Origin of the sequence: Leclercia pneumoniae (assembly GCF_017348915.1) — a bacterium.
Taxonomy (GTDB): domain Bacteria; phylum Pseudomonadota; class Gammaproteobacteria; order Enterobacterales; family Enterobacteriaceae; genus Enterobacter; species Enterobacter pneumoniae.
Map to the genome: position 1 here is coordinate 1,638,216 of NZ_CP071383.1, position 26,032 is coordinate 1,664,247.

Below are 26,032 nucleotides of genomic sequence, written 5' to 3' on the forward strand. Positions count from 1 at the left end.
AGAAAAGCAGGAGAAATTATGGATATCATCTTTTATCACCCTACATTTGATACCGCTTATTGGCTTAATGCCCTGTCAGCAGCATTGCCGGGGGCGCGGGTTCGCGAGTGGAAGCGAGGAGATAAAGATCATGCGGATTACGCCCTGGTCTGGCATCCACCCATCGAAATGCTCCAGGGACGCGATCTGAAAGCAGTGTTTGCACTCGGCGCCGGCGTTGATTCGATTCTCAGCAAGCTAAAAGCCCATCCAGAGATGTTGCCTGAACATATCCCCCTGTTCCGCCTGGAAGATACCGGGATGGGCGAGCAGATGCAGGAGTACGCCGTGAGCCAGGTATTGCACTGGTTCCGCCGATTCGATGATTATCAGGCCTTCAAGTTACAGGCGCACTGGGAACCGTTAGCGGATTATCAGCGTGAAGACTTTACCATTGGTATCCTGGGGGCGGGGGTGCTGGGCTCGAAAGTTGCCGAAGCGCTGGCACCCTGGGGATTCCCGCTGCGCTGCTGGAGTCGCAGTCGTAAAGAGCTGCCAGGCGTAACCAGCTATGCCGGTGTGGAAGAGCTGCCAGATTTCCTCAAAGAGACCCGCGTGCTCATAAACCTGCTGCCCAATACGGCAGAGACGGCGGGCATTATCAATGGGGCGCTGCTCAGACAACTGCCCGATCAAAGTTATCTCATCAACCTGGCTCGCGGCGTGCACGTGGTTGAACCTGACCTGCTGGCTGCCCTCGGGAGCGGAAAACTGAAAGGGGCCATGCTGGATGTCTACAGTAAAGAGCCGCTGCCGCCTGAAAGCCCGCTCTGGGCACATCCGCGCGTGGCTATGACGCCGCATATTGCCGCCGTCACGCGTCCGGCAGAAGCCGTCGATTATATTGCCCGCACCATCACACAGCTGGAAGCGGGAAAACCCGTCAGCGGACAGGTAGACCGCCAGCGCGGTTACTGAGTTAAACCCGGCGTTTGCCGGGTTTTTGCTAATATTCGCAGACGATAACTGCTATCCTTTGGGAAAGATGAGAGGAGAGAATGATGTATCCCGTTGACCTGCACATGCACACTGTCGCCAGCACCCACGCCTACAGCAACCTTCATGACTACATCGCACAAGCAAAGCTTAAGAACATCAAACTCTTTGCGATTACCGATCACGGCCCTGATATGGCAGATGCTCCGCACTATTGGCACTTTGTGAATATGCGTATCTGGCCACGCGTGGTAGACGGCGTCGGGATCCTGCGCGGCATTGAGGCGAATATCAAAAACACCCAGGGTGAGATTGACTGTACCGGCCCGATGCTCACCTCTCTGGATCTGATTCTGGCCGGGTTCCATGAACCGGTATTTGCCCCTCAGGATCAGGCCACAAATACCGATGCGATGATTGCCACCATTGCCAGCGGCAATGTGCATATCATCAGCCATCCGGGCAATCCAAAATATCCTATCGACATTAAGGCAGTGGCGCAGGCCGCGGCCGAACACCGCGTGGCGCTGGAGATCAACAACTCGTCATTCGTTCACTCGCGTAAGGGCAGTGAAGCGAACTGCCGGGCTGTCGCGGCGGCGGTACGAGACGCCGGAGGGATGGTGGCGCTGGGTTCCGACTCCCACACCGCGTTCACGCTGGGTGATTTTAGCGAGTGCCGTAAAATCCTCGACGAGGTCGACTTCCCGGAAGATCAGATTCTGAACGTGACGCCTCGACGCATGCTCGACTTCCTGGCGTCGCGGGGGATGGAACCTATCCCTGAATTTGCTGAATTTTAACTGTGTAATGGACTAAATAAATGAATGAGTTTTCCATCCTCTGCCGCGTGCTGGGCTCTTTGTACTACCGTCAGCCTCAGGATCCGCTGCTGGTGCCGCTCTTCACCCTGATTCGTGAAGGCAAACTGGCGCAGAGCTGGCCGCTGGAGCAGGATGAGCAGTTACAGCGTCTGCAGCATAGCTGCGATATGCAGCAAATTGCCGCAGATTACAACGCTCTGTTTGTTGGCGAGGAGTGCCGCGTGTCGCCTTATCGTTCCGCCTGGGAAGAGGGGGCAACAGAGGCCGAGGTAAGGGCTTTTCTTTCAGAGCGCGGCATGCCCCTGTCTGATACGCCGGCGGATCACATCGGTACCTTGCTGCTGGCAGCATCGTGGATTGAAGATCATGCCGGGGATGACGAAAACGAGGCGCTTGAAACGCTCTTTGCGGATTACATTCTGCCGTGGTGTGACACCTTCCTGGGGAAAGTTGAAGCCCATGCGGCCTCTCCATTCTGGCGGACCATGGCTCCCTTAACCCGTGACGCTATCGCAGCCATGTGGGATGAACTTCAGGAAGAGAACGAAGAGTGATATCTGTCACATAAATAATGTAACGGTGAATCTCATTTTACATATTATGTGCTTCTGATCGCATTTCACTGGCGCGTATCTGCTAAGATGCGCGCCATGAACATACTCCTTTCTATCGCAATCACGACAGGCATCCTCTCCGGTATCTGGGGATGGGTTGCCGTCTCATTAGGGCTACTGAGCTGGGCCGGTTTCCTGGGATGTACGGCCTATTTCGCCTGCCCGCAGGGCGGACTTAAGGGGCTCTTTATCTCAGGCTGCACCCTGATGAGCGGTGTTGCATGGGCGTTAATCATCATTCACGGCAGCGCGCTGGCACCGCATATGGAGCTGGCAGGCTACGTTATGACCGGTATAGTGGCGTTTCTGATGTGCATACAGGCAAAACATCTGCTGCTTTCGTTCGTACCGGGCACCTTTATCGGTGCGTGCGCTACCTTCGCAGGGCAGGGAGACTGGGCGCTGGTAGTGCCGTCTCTGCTGCTGGGGTTGGTATTTGGGTATGCCATGAAAAATAGCGGGCTGTGGATTGCCGCCAGGCGAGAACGATCGCAACGCGTAGCGGCGTTAAATGAATAAAAAAGGCGAGACATCTGTCTCGCCTTTTTTGATGCGCCATTAGCAATCAGGATTCAGGCGGTACCGACATCTGACGGTATTTAACCAGGATATCGTTTTTCACATCATTTTTATTCTGCAGATCCCATAAACCACGATCGATACCGTCGTTAATCAGGAAAATAACACCTGTCTCGATAGCAGACATCAGGCAGAGCATGACCGGTTCATTCGAGGTGTAGCCAATTTCACCCTCAAGCAGGCGCTGGTAATCAATAAAGCGGAAGACCCCAGCCTGAACCTCATAAGAGAGGATCGTTTTGCTGGTGGTGACCGAAGATAAGATCTCACCCGTGCTAACGTTAATAACACGAAGGTTAACCGCTATCTGATCCAGCTGGTACTGGGTATCGCCGCCGATACCAAAATACCGGGCCCCCACGCCGCCAGATTTCACGTTACTTTCGTAACCAATAATCGAACCTTCCACCATGACGTTTGCTGCAGTTAACGACTCGAGCGGAACACGGTTATTGATGGCAACGGTTCCGTTCTCCTGTGCGGCACGAATAATCTTGCGTTCGTTCAGCAGGTTTTGCAGTCCCTGACGTTCCAGCGGCACAAACCAGCGAGAATCTTTTAACGCCGTCACCAGCATTGCCGTGGCGCTTTGCGGTACAGCAGTAGAGAAGTTACTCGCCGGGTAAGGTTTGAATTGTCCGGTCTCATCCTGGATGTTATAGACCGAGACGAAAACTTTCCCGGTCGGCATCGGCAGATGAGTTAAATCACGATAACTTTGGGCCCGGGGCATTAATGTCGGTTTAGCGGCTTCTTTAGGTGGAGCAGTTAAACAACCGCTCAATAAGCACACTGCAACAAGTAACAGTAAGCGCTGCATGATTATTGTCCTTATTACGACGTTGTCTAAAAGTCGGTTGAGTTAGTTTGTAAACCCGAAACCTGGATAGTGGAGGTTTTCCCCGTTTTCCGGTCGGTTACGTTTAACTGCAACTGCCCATCTTTATTAGCAATATCAACGATGTAATCGCTGGTCACCATGCGGCCAGGCTTACCGGTATTAATATTGGTTAACAGTCCACCCAATATTTGCGACTGAATAGCCTGGGTAAAGTTATCCAGCGCAGAGGGCGTTTCGATGCCAAAGTCATCATCAAAACTGGGATCTTTATAGGAGTTCTGTGCCTGGGCACTGTTTAAAAGGAATGCGCCATTATTGGGGTTTCCACCAAAATTAGGGTTGCGGAACTGGAAAGTCATATTCCCGGCCCAGGTAATGGGTGAAATAAACATTAATACAATCACTGCATGTTTTATACGCATGACAGCCTCCGGATAATAATGCTTTTAAAATTCGTCTTGTGCTAAATCGCCTGTGCTCAATAGAGCTTTATCTATTTGCAAACGATTAAGCGCCTCTTCGGTTTGCGCCAGGGCAACATTCACGTTGTCATCGAGACCTTGTTTGCCTGGGAATAAGAAAGTCTGAAATATCACGTCCTGATTGACCGTTATGGTTATCCAGCTTCCCCAACGTGCGCTGGGCCGCTCATTGATGGTTAAGTTGCCGGGGTAATCACTTTCCCATTTGTCGCTAAATGCACGATAAAAGCTGTGCCCGACAGACGAAACTGTGTGATCGGTCAATAATCCGGGGATCTCCACTTCAACCGCGTGCAGCTCCCCGGCAGCAAGTAAAAAACCTGCGGCGGCAATCCAACTCATGGTGCGTTTCATAGCGTTAACGCCTGAGGTTATCGTTTGCCCATGAAACAGCCTGAGTTCGGTTTTTAACAGCTATCTTCTTGAAAAGATTATATAGGTGAGTCTTAACCGTATTTTCGCTGATAAATAACGAACGGGCGATTTCAATATTTGAAGCTCCGATGCGAAGTTTATTCAAAATCTCTTTTTCGCGATGCGTAAGCAAAGCGGATTCCGAACTGTTGTAGCGATAATTTCCGGAGTGTGTGATGAGATAGCTAGCAAGCTTTTGCGAAAAGTAGCATTCGCCGCGCAATATGCTTTGCAGCCCATCGATAACGCGCGTCTCGTCTTCACTGACATAAAAAACGCCGTTGATATGGGGCCAGCTTTCGATATCTCTGAAGGGATACTCGTCAGGAGTATTCAATAAAAGTACACGGATATTATTGTTTTTCCTGCTTAAAATATCCTGCCAGTAATGGATAAGCTTTTTGTCGGCTTCCATCATGTCGAAAAGAATAATACTGCCAGTCGTAATGTCGTCAAAAGAACGTTGAATATTATGCAATTTCCCGTTCAGTGACAGAGTATGTTTCAAATGCTGTAGTAAAGCTGTGGCTTGCAACGAAGGCTTGGTGATCAACAATAAAGCATGACCATGAATACTATGGACTTCATTAAACATGATGAAACCCCTTTTTTCGGGACATCCGGCAGCTGCCCTCTTATATTAAGAGGGCACCAGAAGTACTGACAGATGTTGCACTGCTGTGTGTAGAAGAAAATCATATCCTCCAGAAGGAGGTAAAATAAAAAATACTACTGAACTTCTGATTTCAATCTAGCTATTACGATTTTTAAAGCAAGTGTTAAACATGTAACAGGATGTAAAAATCAATATTGATTTGTAAAAACAGAGAGTTTAAAATGCTTATATTTGATAATAAAGTTGTACATATTGATATTGGTGCACACATTTTAAAAATCATACAAATATTTATAACCAGATGAATTTAAATGTAAATTTAATTTGTACAGGCTTGCGCATCAGGTATGAGTCCTGCCCGGAATCTACGACTCAGGTTACAATCTGTAAACGTCTTAAGAAATGACGCCTTGTGTCACGCTCTTAAAAATATATCCTGTTTTATCACCTATAACGAAGCCGTAACGCCCGGTTCGCCATCCTCTACGTTTTATTGTTAAAAGTGGGAAATGACCCGTATGACATAACGATAACCAGACTTATCGCTACCTTGATGAGTATTAATTAATACTTTGGGGTGACCACAAGAATAAAAATACAACTGGCGGGTGAGATATTTAAATTGTTTACCCCGACATACTGTTCTTCGTAACGCGGCGTTAACAAACTTTCACTGTTGTTAACACAATGTTATTCACGTAAGTCCAGGTCCAGGGTGACAACATGAAGAGCAAGATGTTATTGATGTTAACATTGCTGGGTGCGCCTGGGGTAGTTTTCGCGGCAACATCAGATTTAGCGGTTTCTGAATATAATTTCGCGGTTAATGAATTAAGTAAAGCTTCATATAACCAGTCAGCCATTATAGGTCAGCAGGGCGTTAATAATAACGCTGCTGTTCGGCAGGACGGCTCGAAATTATTATCTGTCGTCTCACAGGAGGGCGGAAATAATCGTGCAAGGATAGATCAATCAGGCAGTTACAATCTTGCATATATTGATCAATCCGGTAATTCGAATGATGCAAGCATTAAACAAGCTGCATACGGTAATACCGCGATGATTATCCAGAAAGGTTCTGGTAATAGAGCGAGCATTGCGCAGTACGGTACACAGAAAACAGCAGTTGTAGTACAGAGACAGTCGCAAATGGATATTCGCGTTATTCAACGCTAACCACGCGCGGCACTTAAATCAATCCGATGGGGGTTTACCATGAAACTTTTAAAAGTGGCAGTTATTGCAGCGATCGTAGTTTCTGGCAGTGCTATGGCAGGTTCTGTTCCTCAATATGGCCACGGTGGGAATGGTGGCTGGGGCGGTAATAATGGCGGCCCAAATTCAAATTTGAGCATTTATCAGAGTGGTGGCAGTAACGCAGCACTTGCTCTGCAAACGGATGCAAGAAATTCAGACCTGACTATTCGTCAGAACGGTTTTGGCAACGGCGCAGACGTTGGCCAGGGTGCTGACGACAGCGACATTCTGCTGACCCAGCATGGCTTTGGTAACAACGCCACCATCGACCAGTGGAACGCTAAAAACGCGGATATCAACGTCTCTCAGAGTGGCGGTCGCAACGCCGCAGCAGTTGACCAGACTGCATCAGGCTCGAACGTCGTTGTTCAGCAGGTTGGTTTCGCCAACAACGCGACTGCACATCAGTATTAATCGTCAAATCTGTGCTACAAACAAACAGGGCCTTTGCCCTGTTTTTTTTCGGGGGTAATTTATGAATACGCTGCTACTTCTTGCTGCGCTCTCCAGTCAGATAACGTTTCAAACCTCTCAGGAGAACGGCATGCTGACCATTATTCCGCAGGTCACGCTAACGGAATCCTGTCTTTGCCAGGTACAGATCGTCACGTTACGCAAAGGACAGGGGGGACAAAGTACCTCTCAGCAGCGTAATACACTGACGCTACCGGCGAACAGGACTGTCGACTTGAGCCGCATCAGCGTAAACGCCGGGCCTGATGATGCCATCAATATGGTTGTGACAGTATCTGACGGTAAATCGCTTCACCTGTCCCAGCAGTGGCCGCCGTCGAAATCCTGATTTAAAACATTCATTAAATCAATATATTATAGTTCTGGAATTAGTTTGAGCCCCTGTCTATGCTGACGTAAGGGGTGTCGTCGATACCCGCCCACAGGCCTATTTCGGGCAGGTGGTTTCATCATCAAGGACGATATCATTAAGGGTCTCACTAATGGTTACGTCAGCCATCAAATATCTCTCTGGTCTCTCTGTCACCCTCCTTTTCCTTGCGCCTGCTCTCTCTGCCACGCTGGAAAACGCAGCGGTTATCAAAATCGTTGGCCGCGTTGTGGAAGATCCCTGCGTCATCTCGCCGCAACAGCAAGCGGTACAATTTACCTGCTATCAGGCCGGTGAAATGCACAGCCGCAACGTCAGCTATCAGGCAGTCAGTGACGGGGCGACCGTGAATGTTGGGGTCGCAGATTTACGCATGAAATACCTGACTCCAGAGCGAAAACTGGCCATTCTTGAGGTCAATTACCGCTAGGCCCGGCCTCGATTAAAACAGGGAAGAGGTCAAAATCTTCCCTTTATCTACGTGGCCTCTGCGATACAATTAAAAGAAAACCGCAAGCAGAGGTACTTATGCAGGCGCGAATTGAAGTTATCCAGGGCGATATCACCACACTGCAGGTGGATGTCATAGTGAATGCGGCCAATCCTTCCCTGATGGGCGGCGGCGGCGTGGATGGGGCCATCCACCGGGCGGCAGGTCCGGAACTCCTTGAGGCCTGTAAAAAGGTGCGTCAGCAGCAGGGCGAGTGCGCCCCGGGTCAGGCGGTCATAACCCTCGCAGGCAATCTTCCCGCTAAAGCGGTGATCCATACCGTCGGCCCAGTCTGGCATGGTGGCGATCACCATGAAGCCCGTACCCTTGAAGAGGCCTATCTGAACAGCCTGAAACTGGCCGCAGCCAATGGCTATCAAAGCCTGGCATTCCCGGCCATCAGTACTGGCGTTTACGGTTTTCCGCGCGTGGCCGCTGCAGAAATCGCCGTCGCTACGGTTTCAGACTATCTCACCCGCAAGCCTCTGCCGGAGCGGGTATACTTTGTCTGTTATGATGAAGAAAATACCCGGCTATATCAGCGACTCCTTACCCAGGGAGGACAAGAAACCGACGCATAATACGCGGCTAGGCCGCGCCATTGCGCCGGTAAGCTCTGCACATCCCGGCCTGTGTGGTCTACTCCCGCTGGATGACAGTCTCGACGCTTTTGCCTGTCGTTACCGGCTGGCCGAGATGGCAGAGCGCTCGCTTGATGTGCAGTATTACATCTGGGAAGACGACATGTCCGGGCGGCTGTTGTTTTCCGTACTCTTAGCCGCAGCCTCGCGCGGGGTGCGGGTTCGCCTCTTGCTGGATGACAATAACACCCAGGGCCTGGATGAGATCCTCTCTCTTCTCGATGCGCATCCCAATATCTCTGTACGCCTTTTTAACCCTTTCTCTTTTCGTAGCCTGCGTGCGCTGGGCTATCTGACCGATTTTGCCAGGCTCAATCGGCGCATGCACAATAAATCGTTCACGGTTGATGGCGAAGCGACCATCATTGGCGGACGCAACGTGGGAGACGCCTATTTTGGCGCCGGAGAAGAGCCGCTCTTTTCTGACCTGGACGTCATGGCCGTTGGGCCTGTGGTAAAGGACGTGGCAGACGATTTTGAGCGGTACTGGCGCTGTGCGTCGGTTTCGACTTTGCGACAAGTGTTAGAGCTTTCCGAGACGGAGATCGCGGAAAAACTCACCCCGCCGGAAACCTGGTACCAGGGGGATATTACCCGCCGCTATCTCGACAAGCTCGCGTCGAGTGAATTTATCACTCGCCTCGAAGCCCGTGACCTACCGCTGATTTGGGCCAAAACGCGACTACTCAGTGACGATCCCGGTAAAGGGCAGGGTAGGGCAAAGCGACACTCTCTACTGCCGCAGCGTTTGCTGGATGTAATGGGCTCGCCGGAACAGCAGATCGATATTATCTCTTCTTATTTTGTTCCCACCCGTTCGGGCGTGGCGCTGCTGCTGCAAATGGTACGGAAAGGGGTGAAGATTGCCATTCTCACCAATTCTTTAGCGGCCAATGATGTGGCGGTAGTTCATGCAGGCTATGCCCGCTGGCGTAAGAAATTGCTGCGACACGGTATAGAGTTATATGAGTTAAAACCGACCCAGGAAGGGCCGCCGGTACTGCACGATCGGGGGATAACCGGGAATTCCGGTTCCAGCCTGCATGCGAAAACCTTTAGCATTGACGGGGAGAAGGTCTTCATTGGTTCGCTCAATTTTGATCCCCGCTCCACGATGCTCAATACCGAGATGGGCTTTGTGATTGAGAGCAAAACCCTGGCACAGTTGATTCATAAGCGCTTTTCGCGTAGCCAGCGTCATGAGGCCTGGCAACTACGGCTGGACAAATTCGGGCGTCTGAACTGGATTGAGTACAAAGAGGGCAAAGAGATTGTGCACAAAAAGGAGCCCAAAACCCGCTTCTGGCAGCGCGTGCTGGTCCGCCTCACTTACTGGCTGCCGGTGGAGTGGCTACTGTAAAAGCTGCGCCGGACCATAATCCGGCGCACCGTGATTAGTTTGCGGCTTGTTTGACGCTTTCAGCCTTGTTCTGCGGTTTACCCGAGAAGAGGAAACGCAGCAGGGGAATGCGCAGATGAATTTCGTACAGCACAATCGCCAGGCCGACGACAAACACCAGTCCGGTAATAAATCCTAACAGGTTCGAACCGATATGCGGCGTAATGTATGCACCAAAGAAGAGCGTCAGTGGGTGGTGCACCAGGTAGATGAAGAGCGAGGCATTAACGAAATAGGTCACCCGTGACGATTTAAAATTCAGCAGGCGGTGGCCCAGCGCAAAGACCACATTTACCATCCACAGCCCAAGTAGCATGGTGATCACGCTTTCAGTTTCATACATCCAGGCATCGCCGCTGCCATATTTCTGATTCAACAGATAAGCCACAAATGCCAGCGCCGCACCCAGCGTACACCCGCGGGAAGGGGTGGTAAAAAGCGCCTTCAGCTGAGGATAGATAAAGGCCAGCGCGCCCAGGAGGTAGAAAGGCAGATAGTAGAGCGTCTGCATGACCACAAAGTTGAACATGCCGTCGCTAAGAATAGGGGGGTAGAGGATAAACAGCGTGCGACGCACCGCCGCGTAAGCGATGCCCAATAGCAGGAAGACAATCGACAGTTTACCCAGCGTAATTCGTTCAAACAGACCTTCGCTACGGGTAGCAAGGTGATGCCGCACGCGGCTAAAGATCCACAGACTAATGGTCGTTAATACCACCAGTACCAACAGGAACCAGAGATGTGAAATCAGCTCCCAGGCGAGGGTGTTGTATTTTTCATACCCGGAGAGGTTATGCCAGTCATCCGCTTTTCCCTTCACATACTGAAGCATGATGAATTGAGGTAGCGTGAGGAGCGGAATGGCGGTCAGCATCGGTATCCCGACGCGCTCAACACGCACTTTCCACCAGCGTTTCAGCGGATAGCGCAAAAACAGCATATAAGAGAAGTAGCCGGAGATAACAAAGAAAACCTGCATCCGGAAAGAGTGAATAAAGTCGTTAAACAGCGTTAGCCACCAGGAGGGCTCGGCGCTATTCACGTGCCAGACGTGGCTTGAATAGATCAATGAGATATGAAAGGGGATCCCCAACAGCATGAGCCATGCCCGAATGGAGTCGAGGAAATATTCACGTTGTGCAGGTGCTGTGCTCATATAACGTTGTGCATTCTCAGACTTTTCGTCTTATCCCTAAGGGTCATAGTGGTTACATTCGAGGCCAACCCTACACGAAGTCCGACACACTGTCTCCAGGATAAGCACGCAAAGTGAAAATGGGTTACTTTCACTTGCTTAATCCATGAGCCAGCGCGCTGAACAAAGCGGTGATTATGTTGTCGGAATGCCTGATTTTCCATTAAAATGGATCGGATCGATATAAGCACACAAAGGGGGAAGTGCTTACTTATTATGAAACATAAACCACAAATGATGAAAATGCGTTGGTTGGGGGCAGCTGTACTGTTGTCTCTATATACCTCATCGGCCTGGTCCTTTACCATCGACGACGTCGCAAAACAGGCAAAATCGATGGCGGGCAAGAGCTATGAAGCGCCAAAAAGTAACCTGCCCTCCGTTTTCCGCGACATGAAATATGCGGACTATCAGCAGATCCAGTTTAACCGCGACAAAGCTTACTGGAACAACACTAAGACCCCGTTCAAGCTTGAGTTTTATCACCAGGGGATGTATTTCGACACGCCAGTCACCATTAATGAAGTGACCGCCACGGCAGTGCGTAAAATCAAGTACAGCCCGGATTATTTTAATTTTGGCAACGTACAGCACGATAAAGACACGGTAAAAGATTTGGGCTTTGCTGGCTTCAAGGTGCTTTATCCTATTAACAGCAAAGATAAAAATGACGAAATCGTCAGCATGCTTGGCGCAAGTTATTTCCGCGTGATCGGTGCCGGCCAGGTGTACGGTATCTCTGCGCGCGGTCTGGCCATTGATACGGCGCTGCCCTCTGGCGAAGAGTTCCCGCGTTTTCGTGAGTTTTGGGTCGAGCGTCCAAAACCTACCGACAAGCGTCTGACGGTTTATGCACTGCTGGATTCCCCTCGCGCGACCGGCGCGTACCGTTTTGTGATCATTCCAGGCCGCGATACGGTGGTTGACGTTCAATCCAAAGTTTACCTGCGCGATAAAGTGGGCAAGCTGGGCGTTGCGCCATTGACCAGTATGTTCCTGTTTGGGCCGAACCAGCCCTCTCCGGCGACCAACTTCCGTCCTGAGCTGCATGATTCCAATGGACTGTCGATTCATGCCGGTAATGGCGAATGGATCTGGCGTCCACTGAATAACCCGAAACATCTGGCTGTTAGCAGCTTCGCGATGGAAAACCCGCAAGGCTTCGGCCTGCTGCAGCGTGGCCGCCAGTTCTCTCGTTTTGAAGATCTCGATGACCGCTACGACCTGCGCCCAAGCGCCTGGATTACGCCGAAGGGCGAATGGGGTAAAGGCAAGGTTGAACTGGTAGAGATCCCGACCAACGATGAAACCAACGATAATATCGTTGCGTACTGGACGCCGGATCAGCTGCCGGAAGCCGGTAAAGAGATGAACTTCAAGTACACCATCACGCTGAGCCGCGATGAAGACAAACTTCATGCTCCGGATAACGCGTATGTCATGCAAACGCGTCGCTCTACCGGTGATGTGAAGCAGTCGAACCTGATTCGTCAGCCCGATGGCACCATCGCATTTGTGGTGGATTTTGCCGGTCAGAACATGAAGACGCTTGCGCCAGATACCCCTGTAACCGCCCAGGCCAGCATTGGAGACAACGGTGAAATCGTTGAAAACAGTGTGCGCTATAACCCGGTCACTAAAGGGTGGCGTTTAACCTTGCGCGTGAAAGTGAAAGATGCGAAACAGCCGACTGAAATGCGTGCCGCTCTGGTGAACGCCGACCAGCCGCTGAGTGAAACCTGGAGCTATCAGCTACCTGCCAATGAATAAGACAACTGAGTATATCGACGCCATGCCGCTCTCTGACATAGAGAAAGCGGCATTGCCGAAGGACGATATCCGCGCGGTACACACCGCGCTGGATGCAGAACGTCACCCATATACCCGTGACGACGATACGCCGCTGGGCTCGGTCAAGGCTCGCCTTGAGCAGGCCTGGCCCGATTCGCTGGCTGAAGGGCAACTGATAAAGGATGACGAAGGGCGTACCCAGCTTGAGGCAATGCCGAAGGCGACGCGTTCTTCCATGTTCCCGGATCCGTGGCGCACGAACCCGGTAGGCCGCTTCTGGGATCGTCTGCGTGGGCGCGACGTTACGCCGCGCTATCTTTCTCGTCTCACAAAAGAGCAGCAGGCGAGCGAGCAAAAATGGCGTACCGTGGGCAGCATCCGTCGCTATATTTTGCTGTTGCTGACCGTGGCGCAAACCGTTGTCGCTACCTGGTACATGAAAACCATTCTGCCTTACCAGGGGTGGGCACTGATCAACCCGGCAGACATGCTCGATCAGGATCTGCTCGTCTCCTTTATGCAGATCCTGCCGTACATTCTGCAAAGCGGCATCCTGCTGCTGTTCGCCGTACTCTTCTGTTGGGTCTCGGCCGGTTTCTGGACCGCGCTGATGGGCTTCCTGCAGCTGCTGATAGGCCGTGACAAATACAGCATTTCGCACTCTACGGTGGGGGATGAACCCCTGAATCCCGAGCACCGTACTGCGCTGATCATGCCGATTTGTAACGAAGACGTGGATCGCGTCTTCGCCGGACTGCGCGCTACCTGGGAGTCGGTGAAAGCCACCGGTAACGCGGCGCACTTCGACGTTTATATTCTGAGCGACAGCTACAACCCCGATATCTGCGTTGCTGAGCAGAAAGCGTGGATGGAACTGATTGCGGAAGTGCAGGGCGAAGGGCAGATCTTCTATCGTCGCCGCCGCCGTCGTGTGAAGCGTAAAAGCGGTAACATCGATGACTTCTGCCGTCGCTGGGGTAACCAGTACAGCTATATGGTGGTGCTGGACGCCGACTCGGTTATGACGGGCGACTGTCTGACTGGTCTGGTGCGCCTGATGGAGGCGAACCCGAACGCTGGCATTATCCAGTCTTCGCCGAAAGCGTCGGGTATGGATACGCTGTATGCGCGTTGCCAGCAGTTTGCCACCCGTGTTTACGGGCCGCTGTTTACCGCGGGCCTGCACTTCTGGCAGTTGGGTGAATCCCACTACTGGGGCCATAACGCCATCATCCGTGTTCAACCCTTTATCGAGCATTGCGCCCTGGCGCCGCTGCCAGGCGAAGGGTCTTTTGCCGGTTCTATCCTCTCCCATGACTTCGTTGAAGCCGCCCTGATGCGTCGTGCCGGGTGGGGGGTGTGGATCGCTTACGATCTGCCAGGCTCCTATGAAGAGCTGCCGCCAAACCTGCTGGATGAACTGAAACGCGACCGCCGCTGGTGTCACGGGAACCTGATGAACTTCCGTCTGTTCCTGGTTAAAGGGATGCACCCGGTTCACCGTGCGGTGTTCCTCACCGGGGTAATGTCTTACCTCTCTGCGCCGCTGTGGTTTATGTTCCTTGCGCTGTCCACGGCGCTCCAGGTGGTGCATGCGCTCACCGAGCCGCAATACTTCCTGCAACCGCGCCAGCTTTTCCCGGTGTGGCCGCAGTGGCGCCCTGAACTGGCGATTGCGCTCTTTGCGTCAACCATGGTGCTGCTGTTCCTGCCGAAGCTGCTGAGTATTGTGCTCATCTGGTGTAAAGGCTCGAAGGAGTATGGCGGCTTTTTCCGCGTCACGCTCTCGCTGCTGCTGGAAGTGCTGTTCTCGGTGCTGCTGGCGCCGGTACGTATGCTGTTCCACACCGTGTTCGTGGTTAGCGCCTTCCTCGGCTGGGAAGTAGTCTGGAACTCACCGCAGCGTGACGACGACTCCACGCCGTGGAGCGAAGCCTTTATGCGTCATGGTTCGCAATTGCTGCTGGGTCTGGTTTGGGCAGTGGGTATGGCATGGCTGGATCTGCGTTTCCTCTTCTGGCTGGCACCGATTGTCTTCTCGCTGATTCTGTCGCCGTTTGTGTCGGTGATATCCAGCCGTTCAACGGTCGGTCTGCGTACCAAGCGCTGGAAACTGTTCCTCATTCCGGAAGAGTATTCGCCGCCGCAGGTGCTGGTTGACACTGACAGATTCCTTGAGCTTAACCGTAGCCGTTCGCTGGAAGATGGGTTTATGCACGCCGTATTTAACCCATCCTTTAACGCGCTCTCTACGGCGATGGCAACGGCCCGTCACCGGGCAAGTCAGGTGCTGGAGATCGCCCGCGATCGTCATGTGGAACAGGCGCTGAATGAAACGCCTGAAAAACTGAACCGTGACCGTCGTCTGGTGCTGTTGAGCGATCCGGTGACCATGTCGCGTCTGCACTATCGCGTCTGGTCAGCCCCGGAGAGATACTCGTCGTGGGTTAGCCATTACGAGACGCTGAAGCTTAATCCGTTGGCGCTGAAGGCGAAATAAGCCTGAGGTAAAAAAAATACCGGCCTGTGGGCCGGTATTTTTTTCTATGAGGTAACCATGAAAGTCATCATCGTCATCATGATGTCCCTGATGCTAACTGGATGCGGAAGCATCATTAGTCGCACCATCCCTGGACAGGGGCATGGTAATCAATATTATCCCGGTGTGCAGTGGGATGTACGCGATTCCGCATGGCGCTACCTGACGGTGCTGGACCTGCCGTTCTCGCTGATATTTGATACGCTGCTCCTGCCCATTGATGCCCATCACGGGCCGTACGAATAGTTAACGCTCGTCCCACTCGTCTGCCGCGGTTTGCCCCTCTTCGGTATCCAGCGGCGGTTCGAGCTGGAACTCACCTTCATCCCACTCATGGAGGGTATTCTCCTCCAGCCACTCCTGGCGCAGTTCAATTTCATCGAAATCGCCGTCGAAAACAGCCTGCGCTGCTTCGCCACTTAATACCGGCAGGCATTCCCCCTCCTGGCCATCGTCGGCAAAAAACTCGACCTGCCACATAATGTCCCCATCCTGCAGAACATATTTTTGAATATTGAGTTGCTCAATATTCGCATTCTCTTCCTCAATGCCTGGATTATTGGCGAGATACTCCTCGCGTGCAGCGTCAATAGCTTCTTCCAGCGTGGCGTACATAGTCATAAGTGTCTCCCTGTTTTCGACATAGCATTCAGGGAAAGGATAGCTTATCCACTGAAATTGCAAGTATGAATGCGCGGAAAGCCGTCAGCCATTTTTCTTAATGACGCACTGCCGGGGAGGAAGAAGGGGGATTTCGCGGCGATTTGCGCGTAGCTCTCGCCATGCTGAGCCAGGAATAGATGGCGTTAAAGAGCACGACGCAGGCCGTCACAATAAAGACGGCCCTGAAGCCGAAGCTCGCAGAGACACCGGCCCCCACCAGCGGCCCGGTGACATTACCAATATCGCGAAAAGACTGGTTATAACTGAATATCCGCCCGGCAATCTGGTTGGTGGAGTTGTAGACCAGCAGGGTCTGTACGGCGGGCAATAGCGCCCCGTCAGCGGCTCCTAACAGGAAACGTAATACGACCAGTTGCCAGGGGGACTGCACCATCGACATAGGAATCAGCAGCAGCACCGAAATGATCAGGGCTGCGATCAGGATTTTCTCTGGGCCAATGCGATCGCCGAGTTTACCCAGTCGCGGCGCACTGATCAGCGCCGCCACGCCGGGTACCGAGGCAATCATCCCGCTAATAAAGGCGATATTGCTCACGTTGCCCGCTAAATCGCGCACATAGAGCGTAAGGATGGGGGCTATAGAGCCGGTCGCAACCTGAATGATTAAGGTCGTGACAAAGAGACTTAACACCAGTTTCGGATTTTTCAGGGCGCCTATCACCTGACGCGCATGGAGCATCTCTTTCTTCGCCACCGGGGTAAAGTTTTCCCGAATGCACAGCAAGGTGACGATAAAACAGATGAACAGCACCGCCGCGGTGATAAAAAAGACCGGCCGCAGGCCATAAATATCGGCCATAAAACCGCCCGCCAGCGGGCCGAGGAGTGCGCCGCTTACCGCCCCGGTAGAGAGCGTACCCAGCGCCCAGCCGCTTTTATGTCGCGGTATCTGCGTAGCAATAAGCGCGTTGGCATTGGGCACAAACCCGCCCAGCAAGCCCAGCAAGGCGCGCAAAATCAGCAACTGCCAGACATTTTGTGCCAGCCCCATCAGCACCATGATAATGGACATGCCCAGCGCTGAGCGCAGCAGCATGATTTTGCGCCCTTTCCGGTCAGCAAGTCCGCCCCAGAAGGGGGAGGCAATGGCCGAAAAGAGAAAAGTAATGCTAAACACCAGCCCCGACCACATATTCAGCGCGCTATGGCCGGTCACCCCGAGCTGTTCGACATACAGCGGCAGAAAAGGCATGACCAGACTGAAGGCTGCGCCGGTTAAAAAACAACCGAACCACGCAACCGCGAGATTACGTTTCCAGTTTATAGGGGCATCTGAGGGCGACATAGCAATCCGCAATAATATTATGAGAGGTAATAAGCCTGCTAATTATGCGCCTGCGTGATGATTGCTGCAATGGAGGAGGGCTTTTATCGCTAAAAGAGAGGCGGCCTGCTGGCCGCCCCGGGGAGATTAATAGCGGGAGGGAACGCCCTCCGGCCGGGTTTTAAAGCGACGATGTAGCCACATATACTGTTCAGGTGCCAGCATGATGCACTTCTCCACAACCTCATTCATCCAGCGGGCGGTGGTCTCGGCATCGTCAAGCGGGGGAGCCAGCTCGGGCTCGAGCATCATAAGTTCATAGCCTTTACCGTCAGGTTTTCGCCGCGGTACGAAGGGAACAATCGCCGCTTTAGACATGCGCGCCAGCATCCAGGTACCGGAGGTCGTTGCTGCCTCTTCTACGGCAAAGAAGGGGACAAAGACGCTGGCGTTACGACCATAGTCATGATCTGGCGCGTACCAGATGACCTCACCTGATTTCAGGGCGCGAATCATCCCTTTCAGGTCTTTACGGTCAATCATGCTCTTATTGGAACGCATACGTCCCCAGGTTTGTAACCAGTCAATCACCGGATTGTCGTTGGGGCGATAAACGCCGATGCCGGGCGCCTGCATGCCAAAAATACGTGCACCGATTTCGAGGGTGAGGAAATGGACCCCAATCAACAGCACGCCGGTTTTATCGGCCTGAAGTTGATGCACCGGACCCATGCCGGTACCGGTGACGTCATACCAGCGTGCCATCCGCTTATCAGACCAGAACCAGGCCATGCCTGTTTCCATCAGCCCCATACCGACGGATTCAAAGTTTTTAACCACCATCTCATGGCGTGCCTTTGCGTCCATTTGCGGAAAGCAGAGCTCCAGATTGCGATCGGCAATGCGGGCACGGCGTTTCATCAGGCGCAGGGCAAGGTGGCCCAGAACACAGCCAAGGCGATAGATGATGGGGTAGGGCAGCTTTACCACTAACCATAATAAACCGATCCCCAGCCAGGTAGGCCAATAACGTGGATGGAGTAGCGCCATGGAAAATTGAGGTAAATGGGTCATGTTTTTCCTGTTCTTAAACGTCCTTATGCAGCATTGTCGCATTTTTCAATCTATTGCCCAAATTTCTGCAAAAAAAGCGATCTCATGTTGCGGGTAAAGCGCAAAACGAAATTTTGTGAGTCAGAAATGTAGCGCAAAATGAAGGGATGTAAATTCTCATTGTTTGCTATATCATGCGGCCCGATTTGATTCTCTAACGATTGCAGGAACCGTACACCATGCCAGTGTTACACAACCGCATTTCGAACGAGGAGTTAAAAGCGCGCATGCTGGCCGAAACAGAGCCGCGCACGACTATCTCGTTCTATAAATACTTCACCATCGTCAATCCGCACGAAACGCGTGACACCCTCTACAAAGCCCTGACTGCGCTGAACGTATTTGGCCGCATTTATCTGGCTAAAGAGGGCATCAATGCGCAGATTAGCGTGCCTGAAAGCAAAGTCGACGCGTTACGTGATTATCTCTACGGCTTCGATCCTGCACTGAATGGGCTGCGTCTGAACGTGGCGCTGGAAGATGACGGTAAATCCTTCTGGGTGCTGCGTTTGAAAGTGCGTGAACGCATCGTCGCCGATGGGATTGACGACCCGACCTTCGATGCCAGCGACGTGGGTGACTATCTGAAGGCGGCTGAAGTGAATGCCATGCTCGACGATCCCGATGCGGTGTTTATCGATATGCGTAATCACTATGAATATGAAGTGGGCCATTTCGAGGATGCGCTGGAGATCCCGGCAGATACCTTCCGTGAGCAACTGCCTAAAGCCGTTGAGATGATGCAGGAACATAAAGATAAAAAGATCGTTATGTACTGCACCGGTGGGATCCGTTGTGAAAAGGCCAGTGCCTGGATGAAGCACAACGGCTTCAATAAGGTGTGGCATATTGAGGGCGGCATTATTGAGTATGCCCGCCGTGCCCGTGAGCAGGGCCTGCCGGTACGATTTATCGGTAAAAACTTCGTCTTCGATGAGCGGATGGGTGAGCGAATTTCAGAGGATGTAATCTCGCAATGCCATCAGTGCGGTACATCATGCGACACGCATACCAACTGCAAAAACGACGGTTGTCATCTACTGTTTATTCAGTGCCCGGCATGTGCTGAGAAGTTTAATGGCTGCTGTAGTGAACTGTGCAGCGAAGAGAGCGCTCTGCCTGAAGAGGAGCAGCGCCGTCGCCGCGCGGGACGTGAAAACGGTAATAAAATCTTCAATAAGTCTCGTGGTCGTCTCAATACCCGCCTGGGTATTCCTGACCCGGAATAACGGCTGTCCGGCCCGGTTGCAGCGAGCAACCGGGCCGACTTCACTTACTTCTTCTGCACGCCTTCAACAGAAATAATCAGATCCACTTCCTGCGATGCCGGACCCAGATCGGTAGTGATATTAAAGTCCTTCAGACGGATTTTACCCTCAGCTTCAAACCCGGCGCGTTTGCCGCCCCACGGATCGTCGCCCTGACCAATCAGCTTCGCTGCCAGCGTCACTGGTTTAGTCACGCCGTTTAAGGTCAGGTTACCGGTGATATCCAGTCCGTCACCTGCTTTTTTAACTTCTGTAGACGCGAAAGTCGCCTGCGGGAACTTCGACACGTTCAGGAACTCTGCGCTGCGCAGGTGTTTATCACGCTCAGCGTGGTTAGTGTCTACGCTGTTGGTATTGATCGTGACATTCACTTTATCGGCAGCCGGATTTTTTTCATCGAAGGTAAAAGACCCATCGAAATCATTAAAGGTGCCGTACAGCCAGCTGTAGCCCAAGTGCTGGATGCGGAAGTTGACGAAGGCGTGCTGCCCTTGTTTATCAATTGTATAGTCTGCTGCAACGGCGGCGCCGGTGGTGAACAGCAGAGTTCCTAAGGTTAATCCCAGCAGGCTTTTTTTCATCTTATGCTCCAGAGTCAGACGACGCTTTACCCAACATACGTGTCAGGGTGGCATCTTTATCGATAACGTGATGTTTGATGGCGGCGAGGCCATGTAAAACGGAAAGAACAACCAGGCTCCAGGCGAGCCATAGATGTAGTGAACCCGCGAGATCCGCCTGCGTACCGGCATCTGCCAATAGTGCAGGGACATCAAACAGGCCGAATACGCTGATGGGCTTGCCGTCGGCGGTGGAAATCAGGTAGCCGCTAATTAGAATGGCAAAGAGTAGGCCGTAAAGGGCGATATGGGCCGAGGCGGCCGCCAGTCGGGTCAGGCGAGTCTGGCTTTGCAGCGGCGGCGGTACCGGGGAGACGTGGCGCCAGATAATGCGGATCACCAGACCCATCATCAACAGGATGCCAATGCTCTTATGCAGCTCGGGTGCCTGATGGTACCAGCCATCGTAGTAGCTAAGCGTGACCATCCACAACCCGAGGCCAAACATGGCATAAACGACAATGGCCGTGACCCAGTGTAATAAAAGGGAAATAACACCATAGCGTGTCGGGGAATTACGTAACTGCATAGTCAGTACCGCAATAATATTAATGTGCGGTCAACATGACGTGTCAGAAATAGTAATGCAAATGATATTTAATAATAATGACTATTAATTTTTATCTTTCAGTTACTTTGATGATGACAGGGATTTTACATCAGCTTTTTCGTAAAAAATGAAATGTTTAGCAGCTCTGCAGCAGGTTTCATTGGGTTAATAACATTCAAATTATTTGCGATGAATTTATAGTTATTTTAAGAAATGTAAGGTTGTGTCAGGGGTTATGCCGCATAGAACAGAATATAAACGACATCGATAACGGCTAATAATGACCACAGCACAATATAGAGCATCAGATGCTCACGAATATTGTTGATCAGATAGTTAAGCAGGCGTCGCATTCACTTCCCATTTGCGAAAAGTTAAAGGCTTCGGCATCCCGAAGCCTGGGACAATTATCAGCGAAAGCGTGCTAAGGAGAAGGGCGTCAGATCAAACGACGGCGTGATATCCTGGGCAAATTGCGCGGCAATCTCACCCAGTACGCTGGCAAACTTAAAGCCATGACCGCTGAGGCCGGTGATCAGCAACGTATTATCATGCCCTGGCAGCGTATCGATAATAAAATCTTCGTCTGGGGTGTTGTCATAGGTGCAGGCTGCTCCATGCAGCAGACCGCCTACGCCCGGCAGTACATTCCGTAAGTATGTAAAACACTCCGATCCATCACTGGCTATGGCACCAAAGGGGACGCGTTCTTGCTGGGACGTGATGGGTTGCCCGCCGTTATGTTTACCGATCTTGAGTTCATCATTTTCAGCAGGAAAACCGTAGAACTGATTGCCGTCTGGCAACTCGCCGGTAAACGCCGGGAAGTGGTTTTTACTGCTGTAGCGGCCATCGGCCTGGAACCACGCAAAGACTTTGCGCACTGGCTGCACTGGCAGGTCAGGCACCAGGCTAGAGACCCAGGTCCCCGAACTGACCAGCAGTCGATGCGCGCTATATGCACCATCAGCCGTTTCTACCGTCACCTCATCATCACCATGCTGAATGCGGCTCACCGGGCAGTTAAACAGCTGCGCGCATCCGGACTCTTTCGCCAGAGCAATCCAGGTCTTAATCGCCAGTTCGCTACGTAATACCCCAGAACTGCCTTCAAACAGACCGACATAGTTCTCAGGCACCCGAATTTCAGGCCAGCGCGCCATAATGGCCTCGCTGCTCATAGACTCTACGTTGAGGTTAAACTTCTGCGCGCTCTGGGCGACATTTGTCAGAAATTCAGAATCAGCAGGGCCCAGGTTGATCACGCCGGTACGCTCAAAGACGGCCTCACCACTAATCTCTGCCAGCTCATCCCACAGCGCCTGCGCGCGTAACACCATCGGGACATAGCGCTCACCTTCGCCGTAAGCGTGACGAATCAGGCGGGTATCACCATGGTGGCTCCCTTCGGTGTGTGGCGGCATATGGGCATCTATCATCAATACCTTCAGCCCGGCACGCGTTGCATAATAACCTGCGGCGGCGCCGACGGAACCACTGCCAATAATGATTAGATCGTATTTCATATAAATCTCTTTACGCTGCACTTTACATAGCAGAGTAATTAACATGGCGGGGTTATACAAGGGAGAAATAAATAAGGCACCCTGAGGTGCCTGTTGAGTGAAAAATGGGCATATTCTTAATGTCGACGATACTCATTTTCCTGATAGTCACCAGATTCTATTTTTGCAATTCCTGCTTCTAAAATAGAAATAAACTGGCGTGCGACATCTGTTGTTAACCACAGAGTCTGCCCAACCTCCGCTTCTTCACGGTCCGCCTGATTTGGGGTCTGGTAGTGTAAGCGCAACATCAGCGCGTCGTAGCTGTCTACGGTGCTAATATCCCAGCCGACGAGAGGATGGGTCTGGATGACTTCATTATTCTTTTCCATCTTAACCCCCTTAATACGTGTTAGAAGACAACGACTTTGAGGTTCAATGCGTGTTTTTCTGAAGCTACTTCAGTATACATTAAATAAGGGTTCTGATCGGAAAAAGAAACCATCGCAACGTAAATAGTTACATTTTAGGAATGTTCGAACAATAAATCACCGTGATGCTCACGATTTTAAAAGAAGTCTGGCAGGGCGGGGAACTTTCTTAAAACGAAACGAAAAAAAGCCGGGGCGACCCGGCAAAAAACACAATGAGGGCGTAAAACTTAATCGGTAATAAACCAGTCGTCAGCGCTTTCCCAGGTCTCCTGGAGGATTTCGCTGATGCGCTCTTTATCTTCTTTGGCACCACCTAATACTGACAGGTTATTGGCGGCAGCATAACGCACGGTAACGGCACCATCGCGCTCGGGAAAGGAATCGTTGATACGACGGGATAATTCACCCGCCAGCGCATCCAGCGCGCCGGCAGGCATGGCTGTGGTTCTGGCGATCGTGACTTCAATACGCATAATAACCCCCTGTGCAATATACTGTGTATTTATACAGTTCTATTGATGCCAACGCAACAGGGGGCGACCATTTTTTTAACCTTTAACCGTCCATTGCACCTTTTCACCCGCCAGGAATGGAATTACGGTGTCATCCGTCAGGGCAATCGACTCCACCACCTGGCTCTCTTCGCGCACCAGTTCAACGAACGTATCGTTAACCGGCAGGTTGTAGAATTTCGGGCCGTTAAGCGAGCAGAAAGCTTCGAAATGTTGCAAGGCATTCATCTCCTCAAAGACCTGGGCATAGCTCGCCAGTGCGGTAGGCGCATTAAAGCAGCCTGCACAGCCGCAGCTGGCCTCTTTGCGATGACGTGCATGCGGCGCGGAGTCTGTACCCAGGAACACGCGGTCAAAACCGCTGGCGACCAGCTCACGCAGCGCCTGCTGGTGGATATTACGCTTCAGGATCGGCAGGCAGTACAGATGCGGACGCACGCCGCCAACCAGCATATGGTTGCGGTTAAACATCAGGTGCTGCGGGGTAATGGTTGCCGCCAGACGCTCGTTGCCCTCGCGGACATAATCTGCGGCATCTTTAGTGGTGATGTGTTCAAACACCACTTTCAAACCCGGCAGGCGCTGGCGAAGCGGTTCCATCACGGTATCGATAAAGCGGGCTTCACGATCGAAGATATCGATGTCGGCATGGGTCACTTCACCGTGCACCAGCAGCGGCATACCCAGTTTCTCCATGCGCTCCAGTACCGGCATAATGGCATCGACGCTGGTCACGCCGTGGCTGGAGTTGGTGGTGGCGTTTGCCGGATAGAGTTTGGCGGCGGTGAAAACCCCTTCGGTAAAGCCGCGCTCAATCTCTGCCGGATCCAGCGTGTCAGTCAGGTAGCAGGTCATCAGCGGCGTAAAGTTATGCCCGGCCGGTACGGCAGCGAGGATGCGGTCGCGATAGGCAATAGCGGCATCAACGGTAGTGACTGGCGGTACCAGGTTAGGCATGACAATCGCGCGGCCATAAATTTCACTGGTATAAGGCACGACGGTGGCCAGCATGTCGCCATCACGCAGATGGATATGCCAGTCGTCAGGACGGCGGATTTTCAGAACCTGGGGATGTGCAGTCATTAGTATGCTCCGGCTTGGTAGGAATCAGTCATGAAGGCTGTTTTTTGCCGGACACAAAGGATAGGCGGAAACGTTTTCGTTTGCACTCTTTTTCCAAAAAAAAGGCGCCGAAGCGCCGTTATATTTACTCAGTGAAGGGGATTATGATTTCTCCCGGCTTCACTTCAATGCCTTTGGCATATTTCTTCGCCAACGCTTCGCCTTTGCTCTTATCTTTACTCAGGATATAGGCTGGCTGTTTATTGAAGTAGCTGCGCAGCGACTGGTTGAGATAAGGCATCAGGGTCTGAAGTACCGGTTTCATTTTCTCCGGCGTGACGACCGCATCGGCAATCTCCATCTCCTGCAGATAAATCGCCCCTTCTTCTTTGTTGAAGACCGGCAGCGCTTTTAATTTGAGCTGAATATTGGCCTTCTGGCTGCCAAACAGGGAGTTCATGTCCAGGCTGGCATCACCGGAGAGCATCACTTTGTTTGGCTCTTCCCGGCCAATCTTACTGTCCAGGTTGGTCAGTACAATATGCGCATCCGCCACGCCGGGGACGCCGATATCTTTGGCAAAATTATTATGTTTCTGAAGCGCCTGGTTAATTTCCTGCTCGCTGACGGTGTACTGAGTAAGCTGATTGCAACCAACCAGCAGGCCGCTCACTATAAACGCAGCGGCAATAACGATTTTCTTCATGTTTTTCCTCAACATAATGTCAGCACTTAACGCCCGGCGAGCCAGTATGTCAGGCGAGAGTGTTACAGACCAGCAGAAAAAGCTGAAATCAACGGGCGGGCAGAGGGTGCCCGCCCGTCCGGGCTTACAGTGCCTGGGAAGAGAGAAGGTTGATTTGGGTCTGCTTCGCCATGTTATCGCGATAGTCCGCGACCCGCGTTGGCCAGGTAATGCCCGCGACCAGCGTCAGGTTACGCAGCAGTGGGAAGAGGTGAATATCATCGTCAGATAACTCGCCATTGACGGCGTTAGGCTGGACGATGAGCTTGTCCAGCGCCCGCAGGTCATCGCTGATATTTTTTACCAGACCGGCGGTGTGGGCCATATGCTCATCAAAGCTGCCGATAGCGGCCTCTTTCTTCTCAACGAAGTACGCACGGGCCTCTGGTGTAGAAAACTCATCAAACGCAGATTTCGCGAAGCGGGGGATAAGCAGACGATTCACGTAACCGTTCACTTTGCGTAGCCACTCTTCAATGGCGGGGTTTTGCTTGCCAGTGAGCAGCGGCTTGCCATCAAGCTGGTCGACATAGTGGACGATATCCATGCTTTCGGGCAGGTAACGGCTGTCGTCTTTTTGCAGGATGGGGGCCATTTTCTTACCAATCATCCGCGTGGGCGTTGCTTCGTCATCATTCTGCAGCGTGATGAGTTCGACGGGTAGATTCTTCAGACCAAAAATCATTCGGGCTTTAAGACAGAACGGGCAGTGATCGTAAATATAAAGTTTCACGTTTCTCCTCCAGTTGTTGACCATCAATAGTCAGTATGGAG

At 52.1% G+C, this 26,032-nt stretch carries 31 protein-coding genes; 14 read left to right on the forward strand and 17 right to left on the reverse strand.

Going from position 1 to position 26,032, the window contains the following annotated elements; genetic code table 11:
* Positions 1 to 18 precede the first annotated feature (18 nt).
* From ghrA to JZ655_RS07705, 4 genes are all read left to right on the forward strand, one after another.
* Positions 19 to 957: a glyoxylate/hydroxypyruvate reductase GhrA gene (gene ghrA / locus JZ655_RS07690; protein ID WP_207293452.1), complete on the forward strand. Its 939-nt coding sequence runs from the start codon at positions 19 to 21 to the stop codon at positions 955 to 957.
* An 83-nt stretch (positions 958 to 1,040) separates the two neighbouring features.
* The gene (locus JZ655_RS07695; RefSeq protein WP_207293824.1) at positions 1,041 to 1,778 is read left to right on the forward strand and encodes a phosphatase; all 738 of its coding nucleotides are present in this window, start codon (positions 1,041 to 1,043) and stop codon (positions 1,776 to 1,778) included.
* Positions 1,779 to 1,798: 20 nt separating this feature from the next.
* Positions 1,799 to 2,353 (forward strand): TorD/DmsD family molecular chaperone, encoded by a 555-nt coding sequence (locus JZ655_RS07700; protein ID WP_207293453.1) that lies wholly within the window; start codon positions 1,799 to 1,801, stop codon positions 2,351 to 2,353.
* A 96-nt stretch (positions 2,354 to 2,449) separates the two neighbouring features.
* Positions 2,450 to 2,932, forward strand: a complete 483-nt coding sequence (locus JZ655_RS07705) for a DUF1097 domain-containing protein (protein WP_207293454.1) — start codon at positions 2,450 to 2,452, stop codon at positions 2,930 to 2,932.
* A 46-nt stretch (positions 2,933 to 2,978) separates the two neighbouring features.
* On the opposite strand, the gene csgG is transcribed toward JZ655_RS07705, so the two are convergent.
* The 4 genes from csgG to csgD are packed head-to-tail and all read right to left on the reverse strand — an operon-like array spanning position 2,979 to position 5,324.
* Positions 2,979 to 3,812 (reverse strand): curli production assembly/transport protein CsgG, encoded by an 834-nt coding sequence (gene csgG / locus JZ655_RS07710; protein ID WP_040076211.1) that lies wholly within the window; start codon positions 3,810 to 3,812, stop codon positions 2,979 to 2,981.
* A 26-nt stretch (positions 3,813 to 3,838) separates the two neighbouring features.
* A complete protein-coding gene (csgF, locus tag JZ655_RS07715; protein ID WP_040076210.1) occupies positions 3,839 to 4,255 on the reverse strand; it encodes a curli production assembly/transport protein CsgF in 417 nt (138 codons plus the stop codon).
* 24 nt (positions 4,256 to 4,279) lie between these two features.
* Entirely contained in the window at positions 4,280 to 4,669 is a 390-nt protein-coding gene (gene csgE, locus JZ655_RS07720) for a curli production assembly/transport protein CsgE (RefSeq protein ID WP_040076209.1), read from the reverse strand.
* 4 nt (positions 4,670 to 4,673) lie between these two features.
* Positions 4,674 to 5,324: a biofilm master transcriptional regulator CsgD gene (csgD, locus tag JZ655_RS07725; RefSeq protein WP_046885729.1), complete on the reverse strand. Its 651-nt coding sequence runs from the start codon at positions 5,322 to 5,324 to the stop codon at positions 4,674 to 4,676.
* Positions 5,325 to 6,068: 744 nt separating this feature from the next.
* Here csgD and csgB point away from each other — a divergent pair.
* The 6 genes from csgB (at position 6,069) to JZ655_RS07755 (ending at position 9,937) form a co-directional block, all read left to right on the forward strand.
* Positions 6,069 to 6,521, forward strand: coding sequence for a curli minor subunit CsgB (gene csgB, locus JZ655_RS07730; protein ID WP_046885728.1), 453 nt, complete (start codon positions 6,069 to 6,071; stop codon positions 6,519 to 6,521).
* Positions 6,522 to 6,560: 39 nt separating this feature from the next.
* Positions 6,561 to 7,016, forward strand: coding sequence for a curli major subunit CsgA (csgA, locus tag JZ655_RS07735; RefSeq protein WP_040076204.1), 456 nt, complete (start codon positions 6,561 to 6,563; stop codon positions 7,014 to 7,016).
* A gap of 61 nt (positions 7,017 to 7,077) precedes the next feature.
* Positions 7,078 to 7,404 (forward strand): curli assembly chaperone CsgC, encoded by a 327-nt coding sequence (gene csgC / locus JZ655_RS07740; protein WP_040076203.1) that lies wholly within the window; start codon positions 7,078 to 7,080, stop codon positions 7,402 to 7,404.
* A gap of 154 nt (positions 7,405 to 7,558) precedes the next feature.
* A complete protein-coding gene (locus JZ655_RS07745; protein WP_207293455.1) occupies positions 7,559 to 7,876 on the forward strand; it encodes a type 1 fimbrial protein in 318 nt (105 codons plus the stop codon).
* Between the two features lie 98 nt (positions 7,877 to 7,974).
* Positions 7,975 to 8,517, forward strand: a complete 543-nt coding sequence (gene ymdB / locus JZ655_RS07750) for an O-acetyl-ADP-ribose deacetylase (protein WP_040076201.1) — start codon at positions 7,975 to 7,977, stop codon at positions 8,515 to 8,517.
* Complete coding sequence (locus JZ655_RS07755) at positions 8,453 to 9,937, forward strand: phospholipase D family protein (RefSeq protein WP_207293825.1); 1,485 nt, start codon at positions 8,453 to 8,455, stop codon at positions 9,935 to 9,937. The genes ymdB and JZ655_RS07755 overlap by 65 nt, the downstream gene beginning before the upstream one ends.
* Positions 9,938 to 9,971: 34 nt before the next feature.
* On the opposite strand, the gene mdoC is transcribed toward JZ655_RS07755, so the two are convergent.
* Positions 9,972 to 11,132 (reverse strand): glucans biosynthesis protein MdoC, encoded by a 1,161-nt coding sequence (gene mdoC / locus JZ655_RS07760; RefSeq protein WP_207293456.1) that lies wholly within the window; start codon positions 11,130 to 11,132, stop codon positions 9,972 to 9,974.
* A gap of 273 nt (positions 11,133 to 11,405) precedes the next feature.
* Here mdoC and mdoG point away from each other — a divergent pair, with 273 nt between their 5' ends.
* From mdoG to JZ655_RS07775, 3 genes are read left to right on the forward strand one after another with little or no spacing between them, the layout of a single operon-like run.
* Positions 11,406 to 12,941, forward strand: a complete 1,536-nt coding sequence (gene mdoG / locus JZ655_RS07765; RefSeq protein ID WP_207293457.1) for a glucan biosynthesis protein G — start codon at positions 11,406 to 11,408, stop codon at positions 12,939 to 12,941.
* Complete coding sequence (mdoH, locus tag JZ655_RS07770) at positions 12,934 to 15,462, forward strand: glucans biosynthesis glucosyltransferase MdoH (protein WP_046885721.1); 2,529 nt, start codon at positions 12,934 to 12,936, stop codon at positions 15,460 to 15,462. The genes mdoG and mdoH overlap by 8 nt, the downstream gene beginning before the upstream one ends.
* 57 nt (positions 15,463 to 15,519) lie before the next feature.
* Positions 15,520 to 15,747, forward strand: a complete 228-nt coding sequence (locus JZ655_RS07775; RefSeq protein WP_040076197.1) for a YceK/YidQ family lipoprotein — start codon at positions 15,520 to 15,522, stop codon at positions 15,745 to 15,747.
* Here the strand turns inward: JZ655_RS07775 and JZ655_RS07780 are convergent, their stop codons facing one another.
* The 3 genes from JZ655_RS07780 to JZ655_RS07790 form a co-directional block, all read right to left on the reverse strand.
* Complete coding sequence (locus JZ655_RS07780) at positions 15,748 to 16,122, reverse strand: MysB family protein (protein WP_040076196.1); 375 nt, start codon at positions 16,120 to 16,122, stop codon at positions 15,748 to 15,750.
* A 97-nt stretch (positions 16,123 to 16,219) separates the two neighbouring features.
* Entirely contained in the window at positions 16,220 to 17,470 is a 1,251-nt protein-coding gene (gene mdtG / locus JZ655_RS07785; protein ID WP_207293458.1) for a multidrug efflux MFS transporter MdtG, read from the reverse strand.
* Positions 17,471 to 17,596: 126 nt separating this feature from the next.
* A complete protein-coding gene (locus JZ655_RS07790; protein ID WP_207293459.1) occupies positions 17,597 to 18,523 on the reverse strand; it encodes a Kdo(2)-lipid IV(A) acyltransferase in 927 nt (308 codons plus the stop codon).
* Between the two features lie 218 nt (positions 18,524 to 18,741).
* Between JZ655_RS07790 and trhO the strand changes: the two genes are divergently transcribed.
* Positions 18,742 to 19,791 (forward strand): oxygen-dependent tRNA uridine(34) hydroxylase TrhO, encoded by a 1,050-nt coding sequence (trhO, locus tag JZ655_RS07795; RefSeq protein WP_207293460.1) that lies wholly within the window; start codon positions 18,742 to 18,744, stop codon positions 19,789 to 19,791.
* A 44-nt stretch (positions 19,792 to 19,835) separates the two neighbouring features.
* On the opposite strand, the gene JZ655_RS07800 is transcribed toward trhO, so the two are convergent.
* The 9 genes from JZ655_RS07800 to grxB form a co-directional block, all read right to left on the reverse strand.
* Positions 19,836 to 20,411: a YceI family protein gene (locus JZ655_RS07800; RefSeq protein ID WP_040076191.1), complete on the reverse strand. Its 576-nt coding sequence runs from the start codon at positions 20,409 to 20,411 to the stop codon at positions 19,836 to 19,838.
* A 1-nt stretch (position 20,412) separates the two neighbouring features.
* The gene (locus JZ655_RS07805) at positions 20,413 to 20,979 is read right to left on the reverse strand and encodes a cytochrome b (protein ID WP_207293461.1); all 567 of its coding nucleotides are present in this window, start codon (positions 20,977 to 20,979) and stop codon (positions 20,413 to 20,415) included.
* A gap of 254 nt (positions 20,980 to 21,233) precedes the next feature.
* Positions 21,234 to 21,353, reverse strand: coding sequence for a YceO family protein (locus JZ655_RS07810; RefSeq protein WP_046885716.1), 120 nt, complete (start codon positions 21,351 to 21,353; stop codon positions 21,234 to 21,236).
* Between the two features lie 57 nt (positions 21,354 to 21,410).
* The gene (solA, locus tag JZ655_RS07815; protein WP_207293462.1) at positions 21,411 to 22,526 is read right to left on the reverse strand and encodes an N-methyl-L-tryptophan oxidase; all 1,116 of its coding nucleotides are present in this window, start codon (positions 22,524 to 22,526) and stop codon (positions 21,411 to 21,413) included.
* A 116-nt stretch (positions 22,527 to 22,642) separates the two neighbouring features.
* Positions 22,643 to 22,897 (reverse strand): biofilm formation regulator BssS, encoded by a 255-nt coding sequence (gene bssS / locus JZ655_RS07820; protein WP_040076189.1) that lies wholly within the window; start codon positions 22,895 to 22,897, stop codon positions 22,643 to 22,645.
* 269 nt (positions 22,898 to 23,166) lie between these two features.
* A complete protein-coding gene (dinI, locus tag JZ655_RS07825; protein WP_046885715.1) occupies positions 23,167 to 23,412 on the reverse strand; it encodes a DNA damage-inducible protein I in 246 nt (81 codons plus the stop codon).
* Between the two features lie 75 nt (positions 23,413 to 23,487).
* Positions 23,488 to 24,534: a dihydroorotase gene (gene pyrC, locus JZ655_RS07830; RefSeq protein ID WP_207293463.1), complete on the reverse strand. Its 1,047-nt coding sequence runs from the start codon at positions 24,532 to 24,534 to the stop codon at positions 23,488 to 23,490.
* 124 nt (positions 24,535 to 24,658) lie between these two features.
* A complete protein-coding gene (locus tag JZ655_RS07835; RefSeq protein WP_207293464.1) occupies positions 24,659 to 25,219 on the reverse strand; it encodes a lipoprotein in 561 nt (186 codons plus the stop codon).
* A 124-nt stretch (positions 25,220 to 25,343) separates the two neighbouring features.
* Entirely contained in the window at positions 25,344 to 25,991 is a 648-nt protein-coding gene (gene grxB / locus JZ655_RS07840; protein WP_046885712.1) for a glutaredoxin 2, read from the reverse strand.
* Between the last annotated feature and the right edge of the window lie 41 nt (positions 25,992 to 26,032).